Raw genomic sequence first — 11,739 nt, 5'->3', positions numbered from 1 at the left:
GGGATGTCCAACTTTTGGGGTGCAGTTCAAACTTTCAGACGACCTTTTTGTTTGGGTAAACGTCCTCCCGCTTTAAACCGCGTCGGTCAGCGATGAGAACACTTCAAAATAAGTCGGGAAGGTTTTATGGGTGCATTTCGGGTCGTTGATAACGACGGGTACGCCCAACAGGGAAACCAGTGAGAAACACATCGCCATGCGGTGGTCGTCGTAAGTGTCGATGACTGCGTCGGGCGTCAGTGTTTCAGGCGTGGTAATGTGAATCGCTTCGGCTTCTTCGACGACTTCCGCGCCGAGTTTGCGCAACTCGTTTGCCATTGCGGCGATGCGGTCGGTTTCTTTGACGCGCCATGAACCGATGTTGCGAAGCGTGCAGGTTTGTCCGGTGGCAAGTGCGACGATGGCGAGGGTCATGGCGGCATCGGGGATATGGTTTGCATCCAAATCAAAGGCTTGGACGGCACGTTCTTTCGGACGCGAGACTTCGACGAAGTTTTCGCCCCAAACCACGTCCGCACCGATTTTTTCCAGCTCGCGGGCAAAGGCGACATCGCCCTGTATGCTGTTTGCGCCGATACCGGTAACGCGGATGGGCGTGGCGGCAATCAAGCCGGCAGCGAGGAAATAGGACGCGCTGGAGGCATCGCCTTCGACATATAAATGGTCGGGCGCGTGGTAGCAGGCATCGGCGGGGATTTTGAAGACGCGGTAGTCTTCATTGGCAACCTGTACGCCGAATTGCGCCATCAGTTTCAAAGTGATGTCGATATAGGGCTTGGAAATCAACTCGCCGACCATACGGATTTCAAATGCCTGCCCGGTCAGCGGCAACGCCATCAAGAGGGCGGTCAGAAACTGGCTGGACACATTGCCTTTAATCGGAATCACACGCTCGCCGCGGTCTTGGCGTTCGCCGATATGAAGTGGCGGATAGTGTTCGTTGCCGAGATATTCGACATCGGCGCCGGCAATCCGCAGCGCATCGACCAAATCGCCGATAGGACGTTCGTGCATACGCGCAACGCCATGCAGATGATAATCGCCGCCCAAAACGGCAAGCGCGGCGGTCAGCGGACGGAACGCCGTTCCCGCGTTGCCTAAAAACAAATCGGCAGTGCGGTTTGGAAATTGTCCGCCTGTGCCGCGCACTTTCAGACGACCTTCGGCAAGATATTCGATTTCAACGCCGAGTTTATCGAGTGCTTCCAACATACGGTCGGTATCGTCGGATTTGAGCAGGGAATGGATTTCGCAAGTATTGTCGGACAAGGCGGCGAGCAGCAGGGTGCGGTTGCTGATGCTTTTGGAGCCGGGTAGGGCGACGGTGGCGGGTTTGAGCGAGGCGGCGGGGAGGCGGATAGATTCGGTCATGATGGTCGTTTGGGAAGCGGAAACAGAAAACGGCATTATACGGCAGGGAGGGGTCGTCTGAAAAACATGGCTGCTGCAATTCGATGAACCAGAGTTTGTCATCGAATGGTTTGTCGATGCACTCAACCTTGCCAACCGCACCGCACGTCCGCAAAACGCCATGCTGAAATACATCGCCCCGCTGCCGGTACGCTCCGTCCGCGTAGGCGTGAGAATGAATTTCTAAGTTTGGAATAAAACAAACCGGATTCCTTTGATGGGAATCCGGTTTTTCTTTGGGATGATTAGATTTTCAGACGACGTTTGGGGTCGTCTGAAACCTTATCCATACCCTTTACCTTTGCTTATTCAAGCTCTTATAGACTAGCTGTCAGACAAATACGGCTCGACGCTTTCTTTCAATATCTCAATCAATTCTTCGTCCATATAGCGGTAATCGTCAGGAATATCCAAAACAATGATTTCCTTATGCTGCAAAGCGCGGGGAAACTGCGCGGACAGGCGGTTTTTATGCTTTTGTTCCATCACAAAAACCTTATCCGCCCATGTGATGTCGTTGATGGAAACGGTGTGCCGTGCGTTAGGGCTTGTGCCTGCGGAATGGGTCTGTACATTCGGATAGCGTCGGAATACCGCTTCAGCGGTGGGGCTGCGCCATTGGTTGCGGCTGCAAATAAAAAGTGCGTTCATAGAAATTAAAAAAGGCGGACAAATATCCGCCTTGTGAAAATCATCTCGATAGAGTCGAAATGTGTTTTTAAGTTAATCAAACCATTCGGCTTCAAATTCATGCTGCCTGAAGGGGTAAACAAAGCCCAGTTTTTGCGCGCGTTTGACTTTATTCCTGCGGAAATACATCAAATCCCACTTTTTCTCGAGCTTACCCTCAGAAGGGTTTTTGCCGTGTACGCGATGGCTGGGTCGTTTTGCTTGATGCCGCCGCCATGCACGGCTGCGACTGTGGTCTAAATTGTCCATTATCTGCTTTCTAACTTCGTTTCGGAAATCGGGTTCAGCAGCCGCGATTTTTTCTGTGTTCGATTATTCAGCAAGAAAAAGGAAAATCGGATTGTAGCCAAATTAGCTTGACGATACAAGCATTTGACCGTCGTTGTGGAACAGGTCGTCTGAAGACACCATTTACTTCTGCTTATCCAACGCTTCCTCATCCAGCGATTTCAACCATTCCAGCTTTTCGCCGATTTTGATTTCCAGCCCGCGCGGGACGGGTTGGTAGAAATCCGGTTCGTCCAAGCCGTCGGGCATATAGCTTTCGCCGGCGGCGTAGGCGTTCGGTTCGTCGTGGGCGTAGCGGTATTCGCGTCCGTAGCCCAATTCCTTCATCAATTTGGTCGGGGCGTTGCGTAGGTGGACGGGTACTTCGTCGCTGGCGTTTTCTTTGACGAAGCGGCGCATTTGGTTGTATGCCTTGTAGCCCGCGTTGGATTTCGCGGCGGCAGCAAGGTACAGCACGGCTTGCGCCAGCGCGAGTTCGCCTTCGGGCGAGCCTAAACGTTCGAAGGTGGCGGCGGCATCGTTGGCGATTTGGAAGGCGCGCGGGTCAGCAAGCCCGATGTCCTCCCACGCCATGCGCACGATGCGGCGGGCGAGGTAGCGCGGGTCGGTGCCGCCGTCGAGCATACGGCAAAACCAATACAGCGCGGCATTCGGATGCGAACCGCGCACGGATTTGTGCAGGGCGGAGATTTGGTTATAGAAACTCTCGCCGCCTTTGTCGAAACGGCGGATTTGCGCCCCGAGACTGTCGGCGAGAAATTCGGCGGTTAAGGTTTTCAGACGACGTGTGTCGGCGGCGCGTAAAAGTTGTTCCAATAAATTCAACAACCTGCGAGCATCGCCGTCGGCGGTATTGACGAGCAGCTCCTGCGCATCGGCTTCAATCGTGAAATCCCGGTATTCGGGCAATGCCAATACTTTGGCAATCAGTTTCTTGAGGTCGTCTGAAGACAAGGATTGCAAAACATACACCTGCGCGCGGCTCAACAGCGCGGGATTGACTTCGAACGACGGATTTTCCGTAGTTGCGCCGATAAAGGTCAGCAAACCGCTTTCGACATGGGGCAAAAACGCGTCCTGCTGCGCCTTGTTGAAGCGGTGGACTTCATCGACAAACAAAATCGTCGCGCGTCCCTGCTGTAAGGCGATTTCGGCTTTGTCGATTGCCTCGCGTATGTCCTTCACGCCGGAAAATACGGCGGAAACAGGCAAAAACTGGGCGTTGAAACTCTGCGCCAAAATCCGCGCCAACGTCGTCTTGCCCACGCCCGGCGGCCCCCACAGCAACATAGAATGCGGCTTCCCGCCTTCCACCGCCACACGCAGCGGCTTACCTTCGCCGATTAAATGCTGCTGCCCGATAACATCATCAAGCGTATGCGGGCGCAGGCGTTCGGCAAGCGGCGCATCGGGTTGGCGGGTGAAAAGGTCGGACATGGCAGTTTCCGTGAAAAGGGTTTTCAGACGACGTGGATTATAGCAGGTCGTTTGAAAACGGACGGATGGCAAAGGGAACAATAAAGACAGGATACATCACAACCGTCATTCCCGCGCAGGCGGGAATCCGTTTGTGAATTTCAGTTGATTGATTTTTATGGCTTTGCCTATCCTCAAAGATGGATTCCCGCCTGCGCGGGAATGACGGCATGGGTTTGCCATAACTTACTGGCAGATTTTTTTGTCCGTGTATTCCATATCAGGATGACCATCTTTGTTTTTTGGCGAATTAGGGTTGCAGTTGCCGTAATTAATCTGGATTGACATATTTTTTGCATTGGATTGTATCGGAAGGACAGGTTGGATATTGTAATTAGTCAAGCCAGTATTGGATTGGGCGTTAAGGTCATTTTTGAATCTAACGTCAGTATTAATATCAGTTGCAGGATCGTCATGACCGGTATTCTCAGGATTACCGTCGTCAATGCCATCAGTATCGGTACTGATATAACTTTCCGGCATGATTTGCAGGGCTTTTCCGCTGATGACGATACATTCCTTGTCTAATTTTTCAGTTCTTTTGGCTGGACAAAAAACCTTAGTATCACCTAGATTCCAAGCCATGTAACCGAATAGTGCATTATTGCGTGTTTCTGGAGAACAGGTAATTCCTTTTTCTGCTTTTTCTTTTTCTGAAAGAATAGAACATTTGAATTTTTGTTTTAATTTAAGCAAGTCATTTTTATCAATACCGTTGGTTTCTTGAGAACCGTTGTTTTGTTGAAAATTATTATGCAGTAAATACCACGAGGAATTTTTAGGGGTTTCGGCAAAACGAACCAAATGGACTGAGTCTAATGCGAATTTACTACTTGGAAAAAGAGAAACAGAAATCACGTATACTGGAATTACACATATAATCATAAAAATCAAAATGTTATTCCTGTGAAGCTTCTCAATTCCAACAAGGAAAGATACAATAAGACATGCTACGATAAGAAATATAAGTGTTAAAAATGCTATAGAATCTTTTATGTAAGAGTATAAAATATAACAATAAATTAAAAAGGGAATTAAGCAAAAAAATAGAGAATAGAAAAACGGCTTTAATGTATCCCGTCCTTTTCCTGGTTTAGCGTTTATTCCTGCTATAAAGCATAGATAAAATTGTACATATAAAGATAATAATATGCCTCCAAAAATAATAGTTGAAGTTATCAAAGCAGGTGTATTAGTTATTATATCGGGAAAAATGCTTGCTTGCCCTATATTATGGAGATAATAAAATATAATAAAACCGCCAATTAATATTCCTAATATTGCCGAAATACTCAAAAATTTGCTAATGGTTTCCAAAACGTCAGACAGTTTTACTTGCTCTTTTGGTTGCCCAACCGTATCAGCTTGTTTCATTTCTTCCTGTTTTGCAGCATCGTTATTTTCTGCGGCATTTTCATCTGCCTTATTTGAGTTTTTATTTTCGCTTCCGCACGTCCATTCCTTAATCTTTTTGAAAAATTTACATAAGCATGTAGATTCATCTTTTTTCTGTGCATTGTCTTTTGATTCAGGCTGTTTATTTTCAGCGGTATGCTCTGAATGCTCTTGAATACCTTTGTCAGCCGTTTTCTCTTGATCGTCTTTAGGGTTTTTTGTGTTTTCGTTTGATTTAGCCATTGATAAATCCTCTATTTTCCCAAGAAAAAAACGGATTATACCCGACTTTCCCCAATCCCCCATCTCACACCGCTTACGGTATAATACGCGTTTGTTTAAAGACTTTGCGGGGCGTTTCAGACGACCTTGCGGCAAGGGATGGCTATGAATATGAAAAAGATTGTTGCCGTTGCTTCTGTGGCGGCGTTGTTGGGCGGCTGCGCTTATGATTCTGACTCGGCGTTCGGTGGTTTGGGCGGCGGTACGGGTATCGGCGGCAGCGTGGTGAAAATGGCGGTCGATCATCAATGCCGTTCGGAATTGAACAAGCGCAATGAGTGGCGTTTGATCGCGCTGACGATGAGCGCGGACAAACAGCGCGAGTGGGAAGACAAAATCTGCGGTTGCGCGAGCGAGGAAGCGCCGAATCAGGTGTCCGCGCAAGAGTTGATGGATGTTTTGAATCCTTCTTCGCGCGATCGGGCGATTGCGTCGGTAACGGTGAAAACCGTCAATGCTTGTTTCAAGCGTTTGTATAGATAATGTTTTTCAGACGACCTTTGTATATCGGGATCGTCTGAAAGTTTATAGTGGATTAGGTCGGGATAGGGCGGCTTGCCGGATGGTTCGTAAGCGGGTTTCCTGTTGTGATCGGCAATATTTTTGTTTTTATAGAGAAGAAATCATGAAATATATCAGTACGCGCGGCGAGACGGCGCATAAACCGTTTAGCGAGGTTTTGTTGATGGGGCTTGCGCCCGACGGTGGTTTGATGCTGCCGGAGCGTTATCCGCAGGTCAGCCGCGAGACTTTGGACAAGTGGCGCGGTTTGAGCTATCCGGAGCTGGCGTTTGAGGTGATGAGCCTGTTTGTAACGGATATTCCGGCGGACGATTTGCGCGATATTCTGAACCGTACTTATACGGAATCGGTGTTCGGCTCTAAGGAAATCACGCCTGTGCGTACTTTGTCGGACGGTATCAAAATCCAAGCCCTGTCCAACGGCCCGACGCTGGCGTTTAAGGATATGGCGATGCAGTTTTTGGGCAACGCGTTTGAATATGTGTTGAACAAAAAGGGCAGGGAACTCAATATCTTGGGCGCGACCAGCGGCGATACGGGTTCGGCTGCGGAATATGCCTTGCGCGGTAAAAAGGGCGTAAACGTATTTATGCTGTCGCCCGACGGTAAAATGAGTGCGTTCCAGCGGGCGCAAATGTACAGCCTGCAAGACGAGAATATCCACAATATCGCCGTGAAGGGGATGTTTGACGACTGTCAGGATATTGTGAAGGCGGTGCAAAACGATGCTGCGTTCAAGGAAAAATACCATATCGGTACGGTCAATTCGATCAACTGGGGACGCATCGTTGCGCAAGTGGTTTATTACTTTGCGGGCTATTTCAAGGCGACGCAAAGCAATGACGAGCAGGTCAGCTTCTGCGTGCCAAGCGGCAACTTCGGTAACGTTTGCGCGGGACATATCGCCAAACAGATGGGCTTGCCTATCCGCCGCCTGATTGTTGCGACCAATGAAAACGATGTGTTGGACGAGTTTTTCAAAACCGGCGCATACCGCCCGCGCAACAGCGAGCATACTTATGTTACCTCCAGCCCGTCTATGGACATTTCCAAAGCGTCCAACTTCGAGCGTTTCGTGTTCGACCTGATGGATCGCGATCCTCAGGAAATCAATACGCTGTGGGCAGAAGTCGCGGCGGGCAAGGGCTTTGACTTGCAGTTTGCCTTGGAAAAAGTCGGCGGCAAATATGGCTTTACGTCCGGCAAATCTACCCACGCCGACCGCCTCGCCACCATCAAACAGGTTTACGAGCAAGATAAAGAACTCATCGACCCGCACACTGCCGACGGCGTAAAAGTCGCCCGCGAAGTGCGCGAAGAGGGGGAGACGGTTGTGTGTTTGGAAACCGCGTTGGCAGCGAAATTCGATGCGACCATACACGAAGCCGTCGGCGATGTCGCCATTCCGCGCCCCGCCGCGCTGGAAGGTTTGGAAAAATTGCCGCAGCGCGTCCGAGTCGTGCCGAACAATGCAGCCGCCGTCAAAGAAATCATCCGCGAAACGTTAGACAAGTAATGCGTTGACAGAGAGGTCGTCTGAAAAGTTTTCAGACGACCTCTGCCAGACAGCAAACATTGTGATGATAAATATTTTCGTTTAAAATTGCGCGTTTGCTCTAATTCGGCATTATCTATTCACAGGCGAGACAGGTCGTCTGAAAACCCTTTTAAAACCATCATCCGCCCGACCCGCGCGATCAGACGGATTTACCGACAGGAAACTCAAATGGCAGCATTCAATACCCAAAAAGTATTGTCCGTACACCACTGGACGGATGCGTATTTCACCTTTACCTGCACCCGCGACGAATCGTTGCGCTTCGAAAACGGTCAATTCGTCATGGTCGGATTGATGGTGGACGGCAAGCCGCTGATGCGCGCATACAGCGTCGCCTCCGCCAACTGGGAAGAACACCTCGAATTTTTCAGCATTAAAGTCCAAGACGGCCCTCTGACCAGCCGCCTGCAACACCTTAAAGTCGGTGACGACGTGTTGATCAGCAAAAAACCGACCGGAACCTTGGTTGCCGGCGACCTGAATCCCGGTAAACACCTTTACCTGCTGAGCACCGGTACCGGCATTGCCCCTTTCTTGAGCATTACCAAAGACCCCGAAATTTACGAGCAATTTGAAAAAATCATCCTCGTACACGGCGTGCGCTACAAAAAAGATTTAGCGTACTACGACCGCTTCACCAAAGAATTGCCCGAACACGAATACCTCGGCGACTTGGTTAAAGAAAAACTGATTTACTACCCCATCGTTTCCCGCGAAGACTACGAACACCACGGCCGCCTGACCGACCTGATGGTAAGCGGCAAACTGTTTGAAGACATCGGCCTGCCCAAAATCAACCCGCAAGACGACCGCGCCATGCTGTGCGGCAGCCCTGCCATGCTGAAAGACACCTGCAAAGTTTTGGACGATTTCGGTCTGACTGTCTCTCCGAAAACCGGCGTACGCGGCGACTACCTGATTGAGCGCGCGTTTGTGGATCAATAAGGTTTTTTAGCAGTAATGGAAATATAGCGAGGCAGAACTGGTCATCAGGTTCTGCCTCGCTATAAATCCATTATTTGCCAAAATTCAAGTTTCGCTCAATCTCTAAAATATCCCCTCAGACGGTTCAACAGATTTCCCATTTTTATCATGTACGATGTCAATACCCACGATGTTCGCCGATTTTTCGCACACGTTTGGAAACATCGCCTGACCCCGCTGCAACTGGATGCACTTCAACATAAAGCCCTCCGTATCATCGAATCTCATCCCGAATACGCCCATTATCTTGAAAATATTGAAGATTATTTAGATAAAAACTGGCTGCCGGAAGATGGGGAGAGTAATCCTTTTTTGCACATGTCGCTGCATCTTTCCCTTCAAGAGCAGGCAGCCATCGATCAGCCACCGGGCATACGGGCGATTCACCGGCAACTTTGCGCACGTTATAACAACGACTGGGTACGCGCCGAGCATGACATGATGGATGCGCTGGCGGAAACCATTTGGGAAGCGCAACGATACGGACGCGGTTTGGATGTCAATGCCTATATGACCCGGTTGCGTAAATTAGTCGGTTTAGGGCAGGAGGAAAACGCCCGTATCAATCCGCATGAAGTGAATGCTAAATTTGACGAATGAAAAAGTTTTCTATGCTAGGGGTGAAAGCAAATCTATTTTTTAAGGTCGTCTGAAAGATAGTGTTTGTACAAAGGAATGTCATAAGCCTGAAACAGATGCGAGATGAATCCTCATACTATTTCAGGCAATAAGTGTAGAGTTAGCAGCAATCCCAAGAATACAGTACATCGGAAAAATCCCTACGCTGTAAATCATCTTGCCGGATAAAGAAGTTCATCACGCCCATATCGCCTATCATCACGATTTCTTCGCCGTCTTCATCAAAGCTACTGTCTAGTTGGAACAGCAGGACATTATAGTCGACCAATCCTTTATCTTCATTGCGCGGGTCGTTTTGTGTGAAATACGGGTAGCCACCACATTGACTATGATTTTCTTCATCCTCATCCTCTTTGTTGTATGTACTAAATTCATTTTCGTATTCGTGCTGTACGACGCGCTGAAGATGTTCTTTCGTGCGGTAATCGACTTCTATGCTATGTTCAGCCAAATATTTTCCGCACAGCATGACACAGGTAGCGTGGTCTAAAACGGGAGTTTGTTCAGTAAGTTCGAATTGCAACTTGCACTCTTGCAATATAGGGAAACACTCGTCATCTTCTGCATAAGGCTGGTAGTATTTGGTAAGTTCTGCTTCCGTGTAGTGTTCACTAATTTCAGGATAGTAACGTACAGCGTAGCCGTCTCGACCGTTTTCTATACCGAATTCCCAGTTGTCTAAGATGAAAAATTGCAGTATGCCTGTTGAAGGAAAGTGTTCTAGACCTTTTAGGTCAGTGCAGTTGATTTGAGCAAGTAAACGCAAGGTTTCGCCGTCTACATTTTTCGGTGCCACATCACCTTTGGGTAGATAGGGCAATCCACCGATTTTACTTTCAGTTAGCTTGGTTTGAACAACACAAAATTCTGCTTTGGCGTAATGTTTTGCAGCATATTGGGTAAAAAACTGGTGTTTGACCCATTTGTAGCATTCCTTGATAAGCTCAGAATCTGCTTTGATTTTTTTAGACATGGGGTTACTTCCTTTCAAAGTGCAAACTGTTTTATAACTTTTATCATGAAGCAAATATTATGACCACTACGTTGTTTTATTATTAAGCTGTGTTTCAATGAAATCAAAAATTTTCCTGTCAGTAGTATGATTTAAGTCTAAAAATGATAAATATTGGCAGTTACCATTCGGACAGGGCACAAATAAAAATTCATAAGCAATATCTTCTATATCCGTTATTGTTAAATCACTAAATTGAAAATTAGTTGTTACCACATTTAACATATTGTTATTTTTGATAGATTCCTGCTCCAAAAGATTATCAAATTCATCTTCTAAAAGACTAGAATTCTCTCCGATAAGAATTATCCAAAATAAAGGATATTGTTTAATCGATTCAAATAAATTGTTGCAATTTATTGTTTTTAGGAAGTTTTGACTGATTAAAGCCACGATAGGCTTATCTTTTTTTATTTTAATTTTTCTGAAATTCGAATCTAGAGTTTTATTCAGATAATCAAACATTATAGTTACTCCTTTGGAGCACCGGAAATAATCCGCATCATCAGGCGGCAGCGTTCAAATGGCATGGATATTGTTTTCACACATCCATATAGGCTGCACTTAATAAGCTTGGCGTAGGTCGGATTCTCGAATCCGACATTTTGGGCATTGCTGCAATGAATTGCAATGATGGGAGTGTTAAAGGTTTTGTCGGATACAAGTATCCGACCTTGTATATCGAAACACCCGTATCATAGCAACAAACCGCCCGCCGCCACCCGCATCCGACCAAGGCAAACAACCGTTGCGTAGCTCAGGGAGCGGCCGGGCAACCCATCGACACAACCGGACAGTTGCCAGACAACACAACCGAATGCAAGGCAGGTTTATGATGAGTACCCAATACAACTGTGCAGGCATCGACATCGCCAAACGAAACTTCGTCATCGCCGTTTCGTCTTTGTCTAAACCAAAACCGAAACCAACAACACGAAAGGTATCGCCCATACTATCGAGTACCTTAAAAAACACAACGTCGCCCTCGTCGTGATGGAAAGCACCGGCGGTCTCGAAATCCCCGCCGCCAAAGCTATCCACCGCTCAGGCATAGCCGTGATTATCGCCAACCCGCGTCAGACGCATCAGTTTGCCCAATCGCAGTCGCTGACCAAAACCGACGCCAAAGATGCCAAAATGCTCGCCTTCTTCGCACAAATGATGACGCAGAAAGAAGATTGGCAAACCCATGCTCTACCACCCGCCCACCGAAGCGGAAGAAGTGTTGGAAGCGTTGGTTAACCGCCGCAACCAACTGGTGAATATGCGGACTGCCGAGAAAAACCGTCTGCATCAGGTTCACGAAACGCAAGCCGAAAGCGTCAAACAACTGATTGCCCATTTTGACCGGCTGATTGACGAATTGGACAAACAAATCGACGACCACACCCACACGCATTTTGACGGCAAAGCCAAAGTGGCGGAACAAATCAAAGGCATCGGTTCGATAACGACGGCTACGCTGATGGCGATGCTGCCCGAA

The 11,739-nt window shown here is 48.0% G+C and carries 11 protein-coding genes and 1 pseudogene; 5 read left to right on the top strand and 7 right to left on the bottom strand.

The annotated features are described in order from the left end of the window. Positions 1 to 72: 72 nt before the first annotated feature. The 5 genes from aroA to HMPREF2726_RS10775 form a co-directional block, all read right to left on the bottom strand. A complete protein-coding gene (aroA, locus tag HMPREF2726_RS10795; protein ID WP_070603368.1) occupies positions 73 to 1,371 on the bottom strand; it encodes a 3-phosphoshikimate 1-carboxyvinyltransferase in 1,299 nt (432 codons plus the stop codon). Positions 1,372 to 1,734: 363 nt separating this feature from the next. Beyond that, positions 1,735 to 2,061 carry a low molecular weight protein tyrosine phosphatase family protein gene (locus HMPREF2726_RS10790; RefSeq protein ID WP_070603366.1) on the bottom strand — a complete coding sequence of 109 codons (327 nt, stop codon included), beginning with the start codon at positions 2,059 to 2,061 and terminating at the stop codon, positions 1,735 to 1,737. Between the two features lie 72 nt (positions 2,062 to 2,133). Then, the gene (locus HMPREF2726_RS10785) at positions 2,134 to 2,349 is read right to left on the bottom strand and encodes a hypothetical protein (protein WP_040668071.1); all 216 of its coding nucleotides are present in this window, start codon (positions 2,347 to 2,349) and stop codon (positions 2,134 to 2,136) included. Between the two features lie 162 nt (positions 2,350 to 2,511). Further along, positions 2,512 to 3,825 carry a replication-associated recombination protein A gene (locus tag HMPREF2726_RS10780; RefSeq protein ID WP_003756699.1) on the bottom strand — a complete coding sequence of 438 codons (1,314 nt, stop codon included), beginning with the start codon at positions 3,823 to 3,825 and terminating at the stop codon, positions 2,512 to 2,514. Positions 3,826 to 4,050: 225 nt separating this feature from the next. Beyond that, a complete protein-coding gene (locus HMPREF2726_RS10775; RefSeq protein ID WP_070603364.1) occupies positions 4,051 to 5,502 on the bottom strand; it encodes an O-antigen polymerase in 1,452 nt (483 codons plus the stop codon). Positions 5,503 to 5,652: 150 nt separating this feature from the next. Here HMPREF2726_RS10775 and HMPREF2726_RS10770 point away from each other — a divergent pair, with 150 nt between their 5' ends. The 4 genes from HMPREF2726_RS10770 to HMPREF2726_RS10755 all read left to right on the top strand — a co-directional run bounded on the left by HMPREF2726_RS10770 (position 5,653) and on the right by HMPREF2726_RS10755 (position 9,205). Further along, complete coding sequence (locus HMPREF2726_RS10770) at positions 5,653 to 6,024, top strand: hypothetical protein (protein WP_049229122.1); 372 nt, start codon at positions 5,653 to 5,655, stop codon at positions 6,022 to 6,024. Positions 6,025 to 6,166: 142 nt separating this feature from the next. Then, a complete protein-coding gene (thrC, locus tag HMPREF2726_RS10765) occupies positions 6,167 to 7,579 on the top strand; it encodes a threonine synthase (protein ID WP_070603362.1) in 1,413 nt (470 codons plus the stop codon). 210 nt (positions 7,580 to 7,789) lie between these two features. Next, complete coding sequence (locus tag HMPREF2726_RS10760; RefSeq protein WP_003756710.1) at positions 7,790 to 8,566, top strand: ferredoxin--NADP reductase; 777 nt, start codon at positions 7,790 to 7,792, stop codon at positions 8,564 to 8,566. 147 nt (positions 8,567 to 8,713) lie between these two features. Then, positions 8,714 to 9,205 carry a DUF1841 family protein gene (locus tag HMPREF2726_RS10755; protein ID WP_009311811.1) on the top strand — a complete coding sequence of 164 codons (492 nt, stop codon included), beginning with the start codon at positions 8,714 to 8,716 and terminating at the stop codon, positions 9,203 to 9,205. Positions 9,206 to 9,344: 139 nt separating this feature from the next. Here HMPREF2726_RS10755 and HMPREF2726_RS10750 read toward each other — a convergent pair whose 3' ends face one another. Both HMPREF2726_RS10750 and HMPREF2726_RS10745 read right to left on the bottom strand, forming a co-directional pair. Continuing rightward, entirely contained in the window at positions 9,345 to 10,217 is an 873-nt protein-coding gene (locus HMPREF2726_RS10750) for a YwqG family protein (protein WP_009311810.1), read from the bottom strand. A gap of 66 nt (positions 10,218 to 10,283) precedes the next feature. Then, on the bottom strand, positions 10,284 to 10,721 hold the full coding sequence (locus tag HMPREF2726_RS10745; RefSeq protein WP_049225070.1) for a hypothetical protein: 438 nt from the start codon (positions 10,719 to 10,721) through the stop codon (positions 10,284 to 10,286). Between the two features lie 370 nt (positions 10,722 to 11,091). Here HMPREF2726_RS10745 and HMPREF2726_RS10740 point away from each other — a divergent pair. Continuing rightward, positions 11,092 to 11,739: pseudogene (locus HMPREF2726_RS10740) on the top strand (IS110 family transposase); the annotation flags it as partial.

This window comes from Neisseria sp. HMSC074B07 (assembly GCF_001810355.1).
GTDB lineage: Bacteria > Pseudomonadota > Gammaproteobacteria > Burkholderiales > Neisseriaceae > Neisseria.
Note: the sequence above shows the minus strand (reverse complement) of the source record. Positions and strands in the feature narration are given on the sequence as shown.

Coding starts and splice junctions, on each gene's coding strand:
- aroA (WP_070603368.1), bottom strand. CDS start 1,371: ATGACCGAATCTATCCGCCTCCCCGCCGCCTCGCTCAAACCCGCCACC.
- HMPREF2726_RS10790 (WP_070603366.1), bottom strand. CDS start 2,061: ATGAACGCACTTTTTATTTGCAGCCGCAACCAATGGCGCAGCCCCACC.
- HMPREF2726_RS10785 (WP_040668071.1), bottom strand. CDS start 2,349: ATGGACAATTTAGACCACAGTCGCAGCCGTGCATGGCGGCGGCATCAA.
- HMPREF2726_RS10780 (WP_003756699.1), bottom strand. CDS start 3,825: ATGTCCGACCTTTTCACCCGCCAACCCGATGCGCCGCTTGCCGAACGC.
- HMPREF2726_RS10775 (WP_070603364.1), bottom strand. CDS start 5,502: ATGGCTAAATCAAACGAAAACACAAAAAACCCTAAAGACGATCAAGAG.
- HMPREF2726_RS10770 (WP_049229122.1), top strand. CDS start 5,653: ATGAAAAAGATTGTTGCCGTTGCTTCTGTGGCGGCGTTGTTGGGCGGC.
- thrC (WP_070603362.1), top strand. CDS start 6,167: ATGAAATATATCAGTACGCGCGGCGAGACGGCGCATAAACCGTTTAGC.
- HMPREF2726_RS10760 (WP_003756710.1), top strand. CDS start 7,790: ATGGCAGCATTCAATACCCAAAAAGTATTGTCCGTACACCACTGGACG.
- HMPREF2726_RS10755 (WP_009311811.1), top strand. CDS start 8,714: ATGTACGATGTCAATACCCACGATGTTCGCCGATTTTTCGCACACGTT.
- HMPREF2726_RS10750 (WP_009311810.1), bottom strand. CDS start 10,217: ATGTCTAAAAAAATCAAAGCAGATTCTGAGCTTATCAAGGAATGCTAC.
- HMPREF2726_RS10745 (WP_049225070.1), bottom strand. CDS start 10,721: ATGTTTGATTATCTGAATAAAACTCTAGATTCGAATTTCAGAAAAATT.